This is a genomic window from Nocardia sp. NPDC004340 (assembly GCF_053602575.1).
This window is the reverse complement of the sequence record NZ_JBSGDW010000005.1, coordinates 524,366-540,694: the sequence shown is the minus strand read 5'-3', so window position 1 is coordinate 540,694 and position 16,329 is coordinate 524,366. Positions and strand designations below refer to the sequence as shown.

General features: G+C 67.4%; 15 protein-coding genes and 1 tRNA gene. 4 read left to right on the top strand and 12 right to left on the bottom strand.

The features are described from left to right. Positions 1–327 precede the first annotated feature (327 nt). The 3 genes from ACWEOI_RS23530 to ACWEOI_RS23520 all read right to left on the bottom strand — a co-directional run bounded on the left by ACWEOI_RS23530 (position 328) and on the right by ACWEOI_RS23520 (position 2,416). On the bottom strand, positions 328–1,026 hold the full coding sequence (locus tag ACWEOI_RS23530) for an MspA family porin (RefSeq protein ID WP_452361068.1): 699 nt from the start codon (positions 1,024–1,026) through the stop codon (positions 328–330). Between the two features lie 866 nt (positions 1,027–1,892). Beyond that, positions 1,893–1,966, bottom strand: a tRNA-Ile gene (locus tag ACWEOI_RS23525). A gap of 72 nt (positions 1,967–2,038) precedes the next feature. Continuing rightward, entirely contained in the window at positions 2,039–2,416 is a 378-nt protein-coding gene (locus tag ACWEOI_RS23520) for a DUF4234 domain-containing protein (RefSeq protein WP_452361004.1), read from the bottom strand. A gap of 132 nt (positions 2,417–2,548) precedes the next feature. On the opposite strand from ACWEOI_RS23520, the gene ACWEOI_RS23515 reads away from it, so the two are divergent. The 3 genes from ACWEOI_RS23515 to ACWEOI_RS23505 all read left to right on the top strand — a co-directional run bounded on the left by ACWEOI_RS23515 (position 2,549) and on the right by ACWEOI_RS23505 (position 5,248). Beyond that, a complete protein-coding gene (locus ACWEOI_RS23515; RefSeq protein WP_433667076.1) occupies positions 2,549–2,977 on the top strand; it encodes a nitroreductase/quinone reductase family protein in 429 nt (142 codons plus the stop codon). Between the two features lie 179 nt (positions 2,978–3,156). Next, positions 3,157–4,194 (top strand): TerC/Alx family metal homeostasis membrane protein, encoded by a 1,038-nt coding sequence (locus tag ACWEOI_RS23510; protein ID WP_433667077.1) that lies wholly within the window; start codon positions 3,157–3,159, stop codon positions 4,192–4,194. Positions 4,195–4,762: 568 nt separating this feature from the next. Further along, complete coding sequence (locus ACWEOI_RS23505; protein WP_452361003.1) at positions 4,763–5,248, top strand: hypothetical protein; 486 nt, start codon at positions 4,763–4,765, stop codon at positions 5,246–5,248. Here the strand turns inward: ACWEOI_RS23505 and ACWEOI_RS23500 are convergent. From ACWEOI_RS23500 to ACWEOI_RS23465, 8 genes are all read right to left on the bottom strand, one after another. After that, positions 5,245–5,487 carry a hypothetical protein gene (locus ACWEOI_RS23500; RefSeq protein ID WP_452361002.1) on the bottom strand — a complete coding sequence of 81 codons (243 nt, stop codon included), beginning with the start codon at positions 5,485–5,487 and terminating at the stop codon, positions 5,245–5,247. The genes ACWEOI_RS23505 and ACWEOI_RS23500 overlap by 4 nt on opposite strands. Before the next feature lie 137 nt (positions 5,488–5,624). Continuing rightward, the gene (locus ACWEOI_RS23495; RefSeq protein WP_452361001.1) at positions 5,625–7,388 is read right to left on the bottom strand and encodes an SDR family oxidoreductase; all 1,764 of its coding nucleotides are present in this window, start codon (positions 7,386–7,388) and stop codon (positions 5,625–5,627) included. A 24-nt stretch (positions 7,389–7,412) separates the two neighbouring features. Continuing rightward, positions 7,413–8,540 carry a PDR/VanB family oxidoreductase gene (locus ACWEOI_RS23490; protein ID WP_452361000.1) on the bottom strand — a complete coding sequence of 376 codons (1,128 nt, stop codon included), beginning with the start codon at positions 8,538–8,540 and terminating at the stop codon, positions 7,413–7,415. A gap of 73 nt (positions 8,541–8,613) precedes the next feature. Further along, on the bottom strand, positions 8,614–9,519 hold the full coding sequence (locus ACWEOI_RS23485; RefSeq protein WP_404204261.1) for a metal-dependent hydrolase: 906 nt from the start codon (positions 9,517–9,519) through the stop codon (positions 8,614–8,616). A gap of 96 nt (positions 9,520–9,615) precedes the next feature. Then, positions 9,616–11,571: an amino acid transporter gene (locus ACWEOI_RS23480; RefSeq protein ID WP_452360999.1), complete on the bottom strand. Its 1,956-nt coding sequence runs from the start codon at positions 11,569–11,571 to the stop codon at positions 9,616–9,618. A gap of 123 nt (positions 11,572–11,694) precedes the next feature. Then, a complete protein-coding gene (locus tag ACWEOI_RS23475) occupies positions 11,695–12,495 on the bottom strand; it encodes an N-acetylmuramoyl-L-alanine amidase (protein WP_452360998.1) in 801 nt (266 codons plus the stop codon). Between the two features lie 36 nt (positions 12,496–12,531). Next, positions 12,532–12,951 carry a MarR family winged helix-turn-helix transcriptional regulator gene (locus ACWEOI_RS23470; RefSeq protein WP_379276687.1) on the bottom strand — a complete coding sequence of 140 codons (420 nt, stop codon included), beginning with the start codon at positions 12,949–12,951 and terminating at the stop codon, positions 12,532–12,534. Beyond that, complete coding sequence (locus ACWEOI_RS23465; RefSeq protein ID WP_452360997.1) at positions 12,941–14,317, bottom strand: MFS transporter; 1,377 nt, start codon at positions 14,315–14,317, stop codon at positions 12,941–12,943. The genes ACWEOI_RS23470 and ACWEOI_RS23465 overlap by 11 nt, the downstream gene beginning before the upstream one ends. Positions 14,318–14,415: 98 nt before the next feature. On the opposite strand from ACWEOI_RS23465, the gene ACWEOI_RS23460 reads away from it, so the two are divergent. Next, positions 14,416–15,504 (top strand): family 20 glycosylhydrolase, encoded by a 1,089-nt coding sequence (locus ACWEOI_RS23460; RefSeq protein ID WP_452360996.1) that lies wholly within the window; start codon positions 14,416–14,418, stop codon positions 15,502–15,504. 15 nt (positions 15,505–15,519) lie between these two features. Here the strand turns inward: ACWEOI_RS23460 and ACWEOI_RS23455 are convergent, their stop codons facing one another. Next, on the bottom strand, positions 15,520–16,263 hold the full coding sequence (locus tag ACWEOI_RS23455; RefSeq protein ID WP_433667092.1) for a hypothetical protein: 744 nt from the start codon (positions 16,261–16,263) through the stop codon (positions 15,520–15,522). Positions 16,264–16,329 lie beyond the last annotated feature (66 nt).

The window sequence follows — 16,329 nt, the reverse complement described above, 5'->3', positions numbered from 1 at the left end:
GGACCAGCAAATTACCTGCACGTCATCGAGCGTTTTTCCATAATCTATTGGCGTCCATCGAAGACCATCCAACGGCGTGGAGCCACGACTAGGTGTATTGACCGGAGACGTTGATCGAGTGCCTCACTCAGCTTGGCCATTCACGGGTCTTGCTGTCGCTGGGGGATGCCGATCTCGTCAATGTCATGGCCGCTGCGGTGGGGGCGAGGGGATGGGCAGGCCGATGCTGTGTCTGCATCCCTGCGGGCGCTGCGCTGCCGTTCCGCCCCCGCGGACCGGTGTTCCGGATTCGCTGACCCCCAACCCTTCTCGAAGCGGCTCCGGGCCTCAGAAGGTGAACTGATCGCCGTAGGCGGTGGTCTGTACAACCCCCCGCGCGGTACTCACCGTGGCCGTAACGAAGGGGACGGCCGACACCGGCGAGGCGCATTGGGCGACATTCAACGCGGCGCTGTCGAAAGAGATCCGGTACGGGAACACGGTGGTGTCGTCCAGGGCCGACGTCGCCGTTGTCGCGACGGTGACCTGGCCGGGCCCCAACGTGGCCGTCAAGACCTCTAGCAGGCCCAGTACTCCACCGACACTGGGTCCGAGGTCGATGCTGGGTGGACTGGTACTGGTTGGGGTGGTAGCGGTTGGGGTTGTCGTAGTTGTCGTGGTCGTCGTGGTCGTCGTGGTCGTCGTGGTTGTCGTGGTCGTCGGGGTCGTCGGGGTGGTTGGGGCAGCGGCCGGGCCGGTAGTGGTTATGGCGAAGCCGACCGGGCGGGTACCGGGCGTGATGGTGCTGGGGGTGATGACGGAGGCGACGGACGTAGTCGGCACGGGAGTGGCCGTCGCAATCGGCGCGCTGACAGGGCTCGCAGGGCTCACGGTCGGGGCAAGGGCGCCGACCAAGCCTTGATTGGGCTCGATTCCGACGGTGAAGCCGCCGGCCACACTGATCCCGCAGCCGAGGATGAGCCCTGCGACGGCTTGACCGGACGTGATCGGGCCACCCTCCACAGTGACCGAGTAATCGCCGGACATCTGCGCGGCATGCGCGAACGTCATGAGGAAATTCGGAGTCCGGTTACCAGGCAGATTCACCCCGACGCTGTCGACGGATGCCGTCAGATGAACTCCCGAACCGGTTACCTCCGAGCCGGGCGGCTGGGCTCGGCCCAGGTTGGTACCCCAGACCCACACGCCCAGGGTTGCCACGGCCGTGCCCGCCGCGGCGACGATTAGTAGACGCCGCAAACCTGGATCCTTTCTCGAAGATGTGCGCTAGCGCTTCTTCCAGAGTCCGATATCACAGGAACAGCCGCTGTTGGCTGGCAATAGAGCCTATCGGAGATATCAGGCTGAGGAGCAATGCGGCGATAAGGCGTGTCGACCAGGGAATTCCTGCCGACGAGCCGATACCCGCCGTAAAGGTCAGAACAGTCGATCCGGCGGTGCCGACAGCGGACTCCTACGGCTCGAACCGAACCACATGGGCAAGAATCCACGCCCATCGACGCTGGTAGCCGTGCTCGCAGCAGAGTCCGGTATAGGCTTCCAACGCACAACTAGCGTGCCGGGCGTTCAGGCGTTTCGACTGACCAGCCAGACCTGTTCGTCGGGATAGTCTTTCGCGACAGACTCGGTTCTTCCGCCTCGGCTCGGTCGCGAAGTCGTCCTTCAACGGTCCGCCGGTTCGTTCGCGACAGCCACGTCTCGATGTATCCGTCGATGTGGTCGCGGGTGATTTCGGGTGCTTCGATCGGAAGTGCCTCGGAGAGAAGGTAATCGGCGAAGTGGCCGATGTGCACCAGGTACACCTGGATCGACTTCTGGGCTCGGTTCCTTCGCTTCAGCTCGGTCGCGAAGACCTCTCCGGAAACGACAAAACCCCTGGTCAGAGGGGTTTGTGGGGCGGGCGGGGCTCGAACCCGCGACCAATGGATTATGAGTCCACGGCTCTAACCGACTGAGCTACCGCCCCAGACCGCTGGAGATCACCGCGGGCTGCGCGAGATGCTACCGCTTCGGTGGGGGCGATGCCCAGTCGGACCTATCAGGCGGCGGGGCCGTCGGCGATCTTGTTGAGTTCGAGCTGGTAGTAGAGGATGCCGAGGCCGAAGACGAAGTTGAGGAGGAAGCCGTAGAGGGGGTTGCAGGTGGGTTCGAGGCCTGCGGCTTGCTGGGACTGGCTGATGCGGGTGCCGGTGCGCCAGAAGCTGATCAGGGCGGCGATGCCGGTCCAGGAGAGCAGGATCATGACCAGGAGGGGGCCGGCGACGGGGGCTTCGGGGTCGCGGCGGAGTTCGGCCATCTCCTTGTGGATCTTGTAGTACCAGACCAGGAAGTAGATGCCGAGGGTCAACAGCGGCCAGACCAGCCACACCAGCACGGGGTTGCGGGGTTTGATCGGTGTGGCGAGGGCTGTGGTCATGGGGTGAATCCTTTTGTTGTGGTGCGATTTTCGTGTCCCGGCGGGAACCGGCTGCCGAAACGTATCCACAAGATCGTGACCTGATCGTGAAGCGTTAATCTGAGGCGACCACCAACGGCAGGGAGGCACAGGATGTCGAGTCTGTTCGGGAACGTGTTGAAGGCGCATCAGTGGATGTATGAGAACAGCCACGGGGTGATCGGGCACAAGTTGTTGTTCGGGAATCCGACGCTGCTGCTGCGGACACTGGGGCGGAAGACCGGTCAGCAGCGCACGAATGCGCTGACCTACGCCAAGGACGGCAAGAACTACTTGGTGACGGCCTCCAACGGCGGGTCGCCGCGGCCGCCGGGTTGGCTGGCGAATGTGAAGGCCCGGCCGCAGTGCGTGATCCAGATCGGAACCCAGCGGATTCCGGTCACGGCCACCGCGACTTATCCGAATGATCCGGACTACGCGCGCCGGTTCCAGCTGGCCGACAAAGTGAACAAGGGCCGCTATACGCAGTATCAGACGATGACGTCGCGGCCGATCGCGGTGGTGGTGCTCACACCCCGGTGACCCACGCGTTGGGGTTGAACCGGCGACTAAGGGTCGGCTACCCTGCTGGCTAGAGGGGAGTACTTCCCACGAGCCATTCCGGTCAGTACGGGCCGCGCCGTCGCGTCCCCCGGGTGGTTGCCCGCGGTATCCGCGGGTGAAGGAGACCTCGGCTGGTTTGCCATGTCCGAGGAGGTCCCATGAGTGCTACCCCCACTCTTCTAGCCGCTACCCCCGTCATCGACAGCATCGGAACCCCCTGGTTGTGGGGTGGAACGATCGCCGCGGTGCTGGCGCTGCTGGTTCTCGATTTCACGCTCACCCGCCGCCCGCACGAGGTCTCCATGCGGGAGGCCATCGGCTGGACGGTCTTCTACATCGCCCTGCCGGTCGCGTTCGGCGTGTTCCTGTGGTTCAACAACGGCGGCACCCCGGCGGTGGAGTTCTTCACCGGCTATCTGCTGGAGAAGTCGCTGTCGGTGGACAACCTGTTCATCTTCATGCTGCTGCTGTCGGCGTTCGCGGTCCCGGCGGCGCTGGCGCAGCGGGTGCTGCTGTACGGCATCGCGGGCGCGCTGGTGCTGCGCGGCATCTTCATCGCCCTGGGCGCGGCCGCCCTGGCCACTCTGGACTGGGCGTTCCTGCTGTTCGGGCTGATCCTGCTGGTCACCGCGCTGAAGCTGCTGGCCGACGCGGCCGGCGGACACGAGCAGGAACTCGACGTCGCCAACATGAAGTCGGTGCAGCTGCTGCGCCGCATCTGGCCGGTCACCGACGACTACCGCGGCACCAAGATGACGGTGAAGGAAGCCGACCCGGACAAGCCCGGCAAGTTCCGCCGCGTCCTGACCCCGCTCGCCCTGGTCGTGGCCGCGGTCATGGCCACCGACATCGTCTTCGCCGTCGACTCGGTCCCCGCGGTGTACGGCGTCACCGGCGACCCGTTCCTGGTCTTCGCCACCAACGCCTTCGCGCTACTGGGCCTGCGCGCACTGTATTTCGTCCTGCACGCCGCCCTGTCCCGCCTGGTGCACCTGGCGTACGGCCTGGCCGCCATCCTTGCCTTCATCGGCGTGAAGCTGGTCCTGCACTGGGCCCACGGCATCTGGAGCGGCGTCCCGACCATCCCCACCGCCGCCTCCCTGGTGGTGATCGTGGTGGTGCTGACGACCGTCACCCTCACCAGCATCTACTCCACCCGCGGCGAGGAGAACGAACCCGTAGCCGACCCGCGGTGAGCCACCGCGGCGTAACCCGATGCCGCTGAACCGGTTCCCGCGTCCACCGCTCGATCCAGTCGATCGGGCGGTGGACGCGCGGCTAACCGCCGCCGCCACCGCACCCGCCGCCGCCACCGCCGCAACCCCCTCCGCCTCCACCACCGCCGCAGCCTCCGCCACCGCAGCCGCTGCCACCGCCGCACCCGCTGTGCCCGCCGCCGCAGCCACTGCTGCCACCGGGATCACCGCCCGCCCCGCCGCAGTTGATCACACCGCCGCTGCTGTTCACCGAACCGCCGCTGTAGGCCGAGCCACCGGCCCAGCCTCCCCCGGCCCGCCATCGCTCCCTTCGGCGCTTCACCTCGAGATCGGACCGGATGCCCTCGATGAGCCCGTAACTCAGCGTGCTCACGAAGCCGATACACAGGATCACGGAAATTATGGTGCCGATCATCGCCGGCCTCCTCCCCCGTCTCGCGGCAGCCGTGACCGCGAGATACAGCCGAAAAATACGCCGGGAGAATCGCTTCGACCAACCTATTTATCGGGCCCTGCCCAGTCGCGGTATTCGACGTAGCGTGTAGCCATGTTGCTGAACCGTTCTCGGCGTCCGAGCATCGAACAGGTCAATCGGGTGGTCGACGCGCTGGAGATTCCGGAGGCGGTGTTCAAGACCTGCCCGTGGCAGCCACGGGAACTGGTGGAGACCGGTTTACGGCAGTGGTTGCGATGCTGCGGAGCGGCCATGCGCGACGATCGAGTGATCGGGATGCCGTCGCATGCGGTGGACGAGGCCTGGCACGGACTCATCCTGTGCACGAAACGGTATGCGCGCCTGTGTGATGACGCGTACGGGCGATTCCTGCACCACTTCCCGGACGGGGAGGGCTCGGGATCCGGGGACCCGATGGCGGAGCAGTTGGGACGCACCGTGGTCGCCTGGTCGTTCGTGGCACGACCGGGCGAGGAATGCGTGCTGTGGAACCTGGACAGCGTTGTGGGAGTGGACCATCCGTGGGGTATCCCCACCGAGCGGGTCCACTCGATCGAGGCGGCTTTGCGGGCGGGCTAGTTCCCGCCGCCTCCGCCGCAACCGCCGCCGCCGCAGCTGCTGCCACCGCCGCACCCGCTGTGCCCGCCCCCGCAACCGTGGTGGCCGCCGCCGCTGTCGCCCGAGTCGCCGCCGGAGCCGGAGTCCCAGCTCCTGCTGCGCCTGCCCCGCGCTGGATCGCGGTCAGCCCGGTTGGTGATCACCGCCACGGTGACCAGCGTGAAAACGATGATGACTACGACGAATCCGATCGCGAACATCGTCGGCCTCCTCCCCCGTCTCGCAGCCCCTGTGGCTACGAGGCTGAGCCGAAAGCTACGCGGGGAGGGCGGGTGCGACAAGCGCATTCTTCGAGGGGCTCAGCACCGGTGTGAGCCCCTCGAAGAATGGGTATTCCCTACGTCAGTTTGACCCGCGCCGCGAAGAAGCGGGCGACGGCCGGGGCGAAGCGGTTGAAGCGATACTGCAGCCACGCCTCCGGGGTCACCGGCACCACGTCGCGACCGTTCTCGACGGCCTTGACGATCTGGTCGGCGACCTTCTCCGGGCCGTAGCGGCGGGCCGCGTACAGCTTGTCGTAGCGCTGCTGCTTGGCGGCTTCCTCCTCGGCGGAAACGCCCGAGAACCGTGTGTTGGCAACGATATTCGTATGCACGATTCCTGGGCAGATGGTCTGCACACCGATCCCCTGGCCCGCCAGTTCGGCGCGCAGGCAATCGGAGAACATGAAGACTGCGGACTTGGAGGTGGAGTACGCGGCGAAACCACGCTGCGGGGTGTAGGCGGCCATCGACGAGAGGTTGACGATATTGCCGCCGAGGCCGCGGTCGGCCATGGCCTTGCCGAACGCGCGGCAGCCGTTGATGACACCGTGCAGGTTGATATCGAGAACCCGGTTGAATTCCGCCGCGGAGGTGTCGAAGAAGTCGCCCGCGGCGCCGATGCCGGCATTGTTGATCAGGATGTCGGGCACACCGTGCGCGCCGATGACCGCGTTCGCGTGCTCGGCGACGGCCTCGGCGTCGGACACGTCGAGCTGGTAGGCGTGCGCGACACCGCCGATCCCCGCGATGAGGTCCGCGGTCTCCTTGGCGGAGTCCAGGTTGATGTCGGACAGCACGACCTCGGCGCCCTTGCGGGCGAAGGCCAGAGCGGTCTCACGGCCGATGCCGCTGCCGCCGCCGGTGATCACCAGCAGCTGGTGATCGAAAGGCCGCTGCTCCGAACCGACCTCGGCCCGGCGCAGGGTGCGCGGGGTGTCCCCGGTGCGGAGCGAGTCGATGAGCTCGATGGTGGAGGTGGCCAGCAGCTCCGGGTGCGAGAACGGCAGCCAGTGCCCGCCGCCGACCTCGCGGCGGTACAGGTTGGGCGCGTACTCCTTGGTGTCGGCGTAGCCGGCGGGCCGCACCGCCACATCCCGGCGCGCGATGACCAGCTGAACCGGCACCTCGGTGCGGCGTTCGCGCGGATCACCCAGGCGCTGCAGGATATTGGCGCGGTAGATGCGCATGCCGTCGAAGAAGTCGCGCCGGAACTCCGGTCCCAGCTTGATGTTCTCCGGCGAGGTCTCGTTCATCAGGCCGACGAAGCGCGACCACATCTTCTCGGTGCCCAGCGGCTTGAGCACCACCCGCGGCACGCCCGGCGTCATGAACAGACCGGTGTACAGCGAGGACAGCAGCTGGGTGAACGGCCCCCACACCTTGCCCTGCGACATGCGCGAGCGCACCCACGCGCCCAGGTGGTCGAGGTTGGGTCCGGACACCGAGGTGAAGGACACGACCCGGCCGATGGCCTGCGGCTCGCACACGGCCTCCCACATCTGCACCGAACCCCAGTCGTGGGCCAGGATGTGCACGGGCGCATCGGGACTCACCGCGTCGGCGACGGCGAAGAAGTCGGCCGCGAAGTGCTCGAGCCGGAAGTCCTCGGTGCGGTCGGTGCGGGTGGAGCGGCCGTGACCGCGGGTGTCGTAGGTGACGACGTGGAAGCGGTCGGCGAGCAGCGGCACGACCCGGTCCCACAGGTGGTTGTCGTCGGGCCAACCATGAACCAGCACAACGGTTTCGGCGGACGGCTCGCCGTATTCGTAGACGGCGATATCGAATTCGCCCGAGCGCACCCGGCGCTCGGCGGCGGGGATGACGGTGGCTTCGGTCACGATCTTCTCCTCGTTGAGACGGTGCTAGAGGTCCAGCACCAAACGGTCCCCGCCGCAACGGGATACACAGATGAGCATGTCGCCGGCCGCGCGCTCGGCGTCGGTGAGCACGGTGTCGCGGTGGTCGACCTCGCCGGAACGCACCCGCACCACGCAGGTGCGGCAGAAGCCCTGACGGCACGAATACGAGCTGTCCGGACGGGCTTTCAGCACTTCCTCGAGCACCGACTTGTCGGCGGGCACGTCGAGCACCTCGCCGGTGCGGGCCAGCTCCACCTGGAAGGCGGTGCCGTTCACCACCGGCGGCGGCGAGAACCGCTCGGAATACAGTTCCACGCCAGGCATGCCGTTGAATGTCATTGTGCGCACGGTGTCGGCGATGACCTGGGTCATGACGACCGGACCGCAGCAGTAGACGGAGGTGTCGGGCCCGACGCCGGGCAGCAGGTCCGCGGCGGTGGGGACGCCGTGCTCGTCGTCGGTGCGCACGGTGACCCGCGACCCGAACGACTCCACCTCGGACAGGAACGGAATGGTGTCGCGGGACCGCCCGGCATACACCATGGTCCAGTCGACGCCGAGCCGATCGGCCATCCGGATCATCGGCAGGATCGGCGTGATCCCGATGCCACCCGCCACGAAATGCACGCGCGCGGCGGATGATCCGTAGCCGGGCAGCACGAACGGGAAGGCGTTGCGCGGCCCGCGCACGGTGATCGTGGTGCCGACCCGCACCTCGTCGTGCACCTCGAGCGAGCCGCCGTTTCCGTCCGGAATGCGTCGCACCGCAACGCGATACGCGTGCCGATCAGCCGGGTCACCGCACAGCGAGTACTGGCGGACCTTGCCCGAGGGCAGTTCCAGATCCAGGTGCGCGCCGGGCCGCCAGGCGGGCAGTTCGCGCCCGTCGGGGGCGGTCATCAGCAGGCTGATCACGTCGGTGTCGTGCGCCTCGACGCGGCGTTCGACGACCACCAGCGAAATCCGCCACGAGTCGACCCGCACATCGGGCTCGTATCGGTTGACGAAAGTGCTCCAGCGCAAACGACTCTCGGCGATGAAGTCCAGGACCCGGGTGGTGCGGTCGGCACGCCCCTTGCCGAACAGATCCTGCGGCGGTGTGACGGGAACGGGCCGGATCGCGGCGCTCACGCCTGCACCTCGCTGCGCTCGGCTCCGGCGTGCGCGAAGCGCGCTGTGTCCATGGTTCGCTCGCTCCGCTCGTTCACGACGCCATCACGCGCGCGGCCGGGGATTGCGCCAGGTAGGCCACGGCCTGCGCGGTGGACCCCACGCCTTCGGGGCTGTAGCCGGGCTTGAACGTGGACAGCGCGCTGATCAGCAGCGACGGGATGCCGGGCACCGAGCCGCGCCACATGGCCGCGAAGATCCGGGCGACCAGCATGGGATAGCGGTGGTTGGGCAGCGCGGGGTCGGCGTGCACCAGGAACTTGGTGCCGCGCAGCAGCAGCGCGATGAAGATCGGGAAGACCATCAGCATGAGCGCGCCCCGGCGCACGTAGCCGATCTCGAAGTACTCGGCGACGTCGTGGGCGACCATGCGGTGCTCGACCTCTTCGGCGCCGTGCCAGCGGAACAGGTCCAGCATCTGCGGGTCGGCGTCGAACTGCTCGAGGTCGGCGTTGATCACCCAGTCGCCGAGGAAGGCGAAGAAGTGCTCGAGCGCGGCGATCACACCGAGCCGTTCGACGAGTTGCTGCTGCTGGGCGGCCGTGGTGCCCAGTTCCCGCGGACCCAGGGTCTTGCGGAACAGGAACTCGGCCTGCCGCACGTACGGCTCGACATCGATGCCGTGCGCGGCCAGCACCTCCTCGAGCGCCCCGTGGTGGCTCTCGGCGTGCATGGACTCCTGGCCGATGAACCCGATCATGGCCTCGCGCAGCTTCTCGTCCTTGACCAGTTCGAGGGCTTCGCCGAAGGTCACCAGGAACATGCGCTCGCCTTCGGGCAGCAGCATGCTCAGGGCATTGAGGACGTGCGAGGCGATCGGTTCCTGCTTCATCCAGACCGGTTCGGTCTTCGACCAATCGAACCGGACATTGCGGGCGTGCAGGGCTACCTCTCCGGGTTCGGTCACCTCTCGGCGGCCCAGCTTCGGAAGTAGCTTCATCGGTACTCCTGGTCTCGTAGCGATTTGCTGCGTGAGCGTAGCAACATTCTACCTATGTATGAAACCAGGAGTTACACCTAGATTTTTTCGCCCCGATCAGCTATCGACGTGCACGTGCGGGCGCTGCGACCGCCGCGGGATGGCCCGGCGCAGGATCTCCCGGGTCACCGGTGCGACCTCGCCCTCACCGAAGAACACGAACCGCACCAGATTGGCGAGCGGGTTCCCCTCGGTCCATTCGAAGTAGACGTGCGGACACTCCCCGGTCCGGTCCCGGATGGCGATCAGGATGGACGCGATGCAGTTCGGCACGGCCGCGGCCTCGACGGTCAGGATGTGGTAGTCCTCCACGTCCACCTCGGTCACGTGCAACGTGGTGCTGAACTCCGAGGGGTCCTTCACGATGACCTCGAGGAAGAGGATGGGCTCGCTGTCGGGAATGTGGCTCTCCCGGCGCTGGTCGGCCTCCTTCTCCCGGTACTCCTCGGGCGAGCGCCCGTCGGTGATGTCGTGGGTGACGATGCGGATCTCGCCGCGCTCGGCCAGCTGGTCGATCACCGCGCAGGCCTTCTCGTCGAAGATCACCTCGACGGCCCGCAGCTCGAACGCCCGGCGGATGCGCGAGGCGAACGACACCACCAGGGTCGCCAGCACGAACAGGATGGCGAGGTGCAGACCTTCCGGCTTCTCGATGATGTTGTCGATGGTGGTGTACACGAAGATCAGCGACACCACCCCGAAGCCCAGCACTCGCGAGTACTGCTGCTTGCGCCACGCCGAAATGGTCACCGCCACCGCCGCGGAGGTGATCAGCACGAGCACACCGGTCGCGTACGCCGCGCCCTGCTGGTCCACGCTGGCGTCGAAGTACCAGGTGATCCCGAAGGCGATGAGCGCGAAAACCAGGGTCAGCGGCCGGATCTGACGCGCCCACTCGGGAGCCATACCGAAGCGCGGGAGGTAGCGCGGGACCAGGTTCAGCAGGCCCGCCATGGCCGACGCGCCCGCGAACCACAGGATCGCGATGGTGCTGATGTCGTAGACGGTGCCGAACGCGTTGCCCAGATGCTCGTGCGCCAGATACGCGAGCGCCCGCCCATTGGCCTGCCCGCCCTCCTGGAACTCCTTCTCCGGAATCAGGATGGTGGTGATGAAGCTGGTGACGATGAGGAACCCGCTCATGATGACCGCGGCCGTGGTCAGCAGCTTGCGGGTGCCAATGATGCGGGTGCGCGGAAAGTCCTTGGGGTCGGCCGGATTGCCCTTGATCTGCGGCATGACCGCGACGCCGGTCTCGAAGCCGGACAGGCCCAGCGCCAGCTTGGGGAACACCAGCAGCGCGACGCCGATCATCGCGAAGATATTGCCGTGCTTGGCCGTCAGCAGATGCGACCAGTCGGTCACCAGATGCGGGGCCTCCAGCACCTTGACGATGCCGACCACGGCCACCACCAGGTTCAGCGACAGATACACGCCGACCAGTCCGACCGCGATGCCGATGGCCTCGCTGAAGCCCTTGAGGAACACCGCCGCCAGCAATGCCAGCAGGACCAGCGTGATGGTCATGTTCTGGTCGGCCAGCCACTCCGGCACGTACGGGTTCTCGACGATGTGGGCCGCGCCGTCGGCGGCCGAGAGCGTCATGGTGATGGTGAAGTCGGTGGCCGCGAAGCCCAGCAGCACCAGGATGAAGATCTTGCCCCACCAGTTGGGCATGAACTTGGCGAACATGGCGATCGAGCCGCCGCCGTCGAAACTCTCCTTGGCGACCCGCCGGTACACCGGCAGCGCGCCCAGCAGGGTGAGCGCGACCAGCACGATGGTCGCGAGCGGGGACAGCACGCCCGCGGCCAGCGCCGCGATGCCCGGCTGATATCCGAGTGTCGAGAAGTAGTCGACACCGGTCAGGCACATCACCTTCCACCAGGAGTGCTGATGCTCCTTGGGCGGCTTCTTCGCCATCGGGCCCGGAATCTGCGAGTGGTGCTCCCCCGCGTCTTCCAATAGCCAATTCGCGAAGCGCGAGCGCGGCCGTACATCGGTCGTGGTCAAGGAGTCCTCCCCAGATCGCTGCGGTCCGGTTTCCCGTAAATCTTCCGAAATGACGTGATGAATGTACTCACGGCAAACCGGGCACGGTCAGAGCCCGCGCCGTGAGTCGATCAGGGGAATGTGCTAGCCGAGATAGGCCGCGATGGCGTCGGCGATGGCCCGCGCGAATCGGGCACGGCCGTCCGGGGATTCGATCAGGGCGGCATCGCCGGGATCTCGCATGTTGCCGCATTCGACGAGGGCGGTCGGCCGCTCGGAGAAGTTCAGCCCCGCCAGGTCGGGCCGCGGGTTCATGCCGTCGGAGCCGACGTAGGTCGAGGGCGTGAAGCCCGCCCCGGACAGGGTGTCGCGCAGCCGGGTGGCCAGCTGCACCGACGGCCCGGACTGGGCGTCGTTGAGCGCGGGCGAGGAGTAGGCGACATGGAAGCCGTGCGCCCCGGCGGGCGCGCCGTCGGCGTGGATCGATACCACGGCCGCCGCCCCGACCCGATTGCCGAGGGTGCCGCGGTCGTTCACGCACGGGCCGACGCCGGTGTCGCTGTCGCGGCTCATGATCACCTGGAAGCCGCGGGCGGTGAGCTGATCGCGCACCAGCTGGGCCACCGCCCAATTGAATTCGTGCTCGGTGTAGCCGTCGTCACCGCTGGTGCCGGTGGTGTTGCAGGGCTTCATGCCGCCGCGCCCGTCGGGCACCTTGGCATTGATCACGTCGGCGTGGACCGCGCCGCCGCCATTGTGGCCGGGGTCGATCACCACGGTCCGGTTGGCGATCGGAAAGATCGGGAGGGCAGGCAGATCCGCTTTCGCGGGGGCGTCCTGCGCCGGGCGCGACTGCGAGACCGGGACGGCTTGGCTCTGCACGCAGCCCGCGACCAACAGCGCGCCGCAGAGTGCCGCCATGGACTTCCAGTGTCGGTGTCGCACGCTTCGACGATAACGGTTGAATCACGAACCCGTAAGTCAGTGTTCGAGTTTGCGCAGGATCTCGTGGAGAGTGCGCAGGTCGGCCGGGGTGAGGCCGGCCAATTCCGCGGGCGCGGGGTCGGGTGTGGCGAGCGCGTCGGCCACCACCCGCTCGCCGGCGTCGGTGAGCGAGATCAGCTTGCTGCGCCGGTTGGTCGGATCGATCTCGCGGGTCACCAGTCCGCGTTCCTCGAGGTCGTTGACCACGACCGTGGTGGCGGGCGCGTCCATGGCGGCCGCGCGGGCCAGGTCCTTGGCGCTGAGCGGTCCGGGCCGCAGCCGCCGCAGCACCCGGATCCGGCTGAAGGGCATGCCGGTTCGCTCGGTCACCGCGCGCTTCCAGCCGTCGCGGGTGTCCATCACCAGGTGAGTGAGCTGCCGCCAGACCTGGTCGGTGGTGGGCGTGTCATCCGGCATGAACGGGGACCTTCTGTTCCAGCAGGGGCGCGATCCGATCTCGCGAACGGTACGCCCAGTCGGTATTGGCGGCGACGCCGAGCGCGGTGACGGCCACGGCGAATCCGCTGATGGTCCACCACAATCCCGCGCCGGTGAGCGCACCACACAGTGCCACACCGAGACTCACGCCGACCTGGCGGCTGGTGGAGGCCACCGCCGCGGCCGCGCCGGCCCGATCGAGCGGCATCCCGCTGACCGCGGTGGTTGTGATGGGCGCGTTGACCATGCCGAATCCGATGCCGAACAGCGTGAATGTGACGACCAGCTGCCAGATCGGGGTGTCGGCGCGCAGCAGGGTGAGCAGGACCGCGGCCACGCCCATCAGGGATCCGGAGGCCAGCAGTGACGGCCGGGTGCCGTAGCGGCCCACCAGTCGTCCCGACAGCGGCGAGAAGAACAGCATGCCCAGCGCCATCGGCAGGTACAGCAGGCCGGTGTGCACGGCCGAGAAGTGCCGCGTCCCTTGCAGATACATCGACATGCTGAACAGGAACGCGCCCAGCGCGGCGAACGAGCAGACCGCGATCACGGTGGCCGAGGAGAACGGGAAGCTGCGGAAGAAGCGCAGGTCGATGAACGGCGACCGGTGCCGCGACTCGTGCCACAGGAATCCGGCCAGGGCCACCGCCGCGATCACGAATACCGCGGGCTTGCCCTCGATCAGCCCGAACACCAGGGTGAACAGCACGGCGATCGCGAGCACCTGCCCGATCGGATCCATGCCGCGCGGATTGGCCGACTTCGACTCGGGCACGAAGATCGTGGTGAGCGCGAACGCCACCGCCACGATCGGCAGATTGATCCAGAACACCGACTGCCAGCCCAGGCTGTCGATGAGCACGCCGCCGACCATGGGCCCGAGCGCGGTCGAGATGCCGACCACCGCGCCCCACACCCCGACCGCCCGCGCCCGCTCCACCCGCCCCGTGAAGGTGGTCGTAATGATCGACATGGCAACGGGATTCAGCATGGACCCGCCGACGGCCTGCACGAACCGCGCGCCGATGAGGACCTCGATGCTGGGCGCCAGGCTGCACAGCAGCGATCCGGCCGCGAAGGTGAGCAGCCCGATCCGGAACACCCGCTTGCGCCCGAACCGGTCCGCGGCCGCGCCGGAGAGCATGAGCAGGCTGGCCAGTGTCAGCGTGTAGACGTCGACGATCCATTGCAGCCGCGTCAGCGGCGCGCCGAGATCGTCGCGGATGGTCGGGATGGCGACGTTCACGATCGTCGCGTCCATGGACGAGATCAGCAGGCTCAGGCAGCAGGTGACCAGGATGATCTTCTTACGCCGCGCGTCGAGCTCCTCAACAGTTGTAAGCACACAACCATTGTGTGTTCACAACTGTTCCGGACGCAAGGTCCCCCGCAGTGGCCCCGATCACACCCCGATCACCCGCACCGAGAGGACACTCGACACCCATGACGGGAAACGTGAAGCGACGGTTGGTCATCGCTACGCTGCTCACCGCCGGACTGGTCACCGCGTCGCCGGCCGCGGCGCAGCCCGCGCCCGCCGCGGCGACCGAGTACCCGTGGCGTCAGCTCATGGTCGACACCGGGCGCGAGTACTTCCCGATCGACTGGCTCGAGGCGCGGGTGCGGGAGCTGTCGGCGCTGGGAATGAACACTCTGCACCTGCACCTGTCCGACAACCAGGGCTTCCGGCTGCGCAGCGACACCCATCCGGAGGTGAACTCGGCGCAGACCTATTCCAAGAACGAGATCCGCGCGCTGGTGTCCTACGCCGAGGGCTACGGCATCACGGTGGTGCCGGAGATCGACATGCCCAGCCACATGGGACAGATCCTCGCCCACCACCCGGAACTCCAGCTGGTCCCCGCGCACACCACACCGGCCGAGGCCCAGCAGGATTCGCTGCTCGGCGGACCGGAGACCAAGATCGACCTGTCGAATCCGGCGTCGTATCAACTCATGGGCGACCTCCTGCGCGAGTTCCTCCCGCTGTTCCCCGGCCCGTACTGGCATCTCGGCGCGGACGAATACGTCACCGACTTCAATCGCTATCCCCAGTTGAGTCCGTACGCGGTGCGCGACTACATCGCCTGGGCCTCAACCATTCTGGCCGAGACGGGCAAGACGCCGATCGTCTGGAACGACGGCCTCAACTGGCCCGGCGCCCTCGGCCTGGACCCGTCGATCATCATCGACTACTGGTCCGCGGGCACCGCGCCCTGGATCCGCACCGGCCGCGGCCCCGCCGAACTCGCCGCCAATGGAAACCGCTTGGTCAATGCCGGTTTCACCCCCACCTACTTCGTCACCGGTGGGCCCGCCGCGGGCCTGAACACCCCGCCCGCCCTGCTGAAACTGTGGAATCCCAGCATCTTCGTCGACCTCAGCACACTGCCCGCCGCAACCCGATCCCAACTGATCGGCTCCGGCATCTTCGTCTGGTGCGACGACCCCACGGCCATGACCCCGGACGAGATCACCGCTCCCCTGTCGGAACGCCTGGCGATCATGGCCGGAAAGCTGCGCGGGCAGTAACACCGACTCCGCTTGTCAGTGTTTGGGCGACACCTCGGGCAGCAGGGCCGACCACGCCGCGAGCACGTCCTCGGTCTGCTGGTCCGGGGTGCCGTAGGTGTGGGCGGCGACGGTGAAACCGGGGCCGAAGGAGACCGACGACACCTCCGGGTCGCCGACATCGGCCCAGCCCCATTTGGTTCCGTACACCTGCGGTAGTCGAGCGGTGCCCCAGTCCTGGCGGGTGCCGTCGGCAGCGCGGTCGGCGGGCTGTTCCATCCACGCCAGGATGGGGCTGTCGGGGTCGGCGCGGATCTTCGCGGCGAGGAAGTCGGCCACGTCGGCGGTGCTGGTAGTCGAGAATTCCCAGTCGCCCTGGCTGTGGGTGGAGCGGAGGTGGTACTCGGCGGCCTCGGCGGCGATGGCGTAGGGGTATTTGGCTTCGATCCGGTCGGCGGCGCCGTCGTCGGATTTGCGGATCATGCGTTCGCTCAGGTCGCGGTCCTCGGCGGAGCCGTCGCCGTGTTTGAGGGCGTAGTCGGCGAGGTAGAGCTTGGCGAGGGACAGGGCCGCGCGTTCCTCGTGCTGGTTGGCGGTGCCCCAGCCCGCGCCGGGGACCAGGGTGCGCACCGAGAGCGAGGTGCGGGGCGGGACGCGGGACGGGTCGAAGGCGCCGGGGTCGAGCGCGGGTTGCGCGCTCGCGGCTCCGCCGGCGCAGACGCCCAGTGCCAGTCCGACTCCGGTCGCCACGGTCTCGACCACACCTGCCCGCCTGCCCATCGCCCACCTCCGCGTCGCGTTGTACCCGGTGTCACCTTGCTCCGCGGAGCTGGGCGGATGCTCACG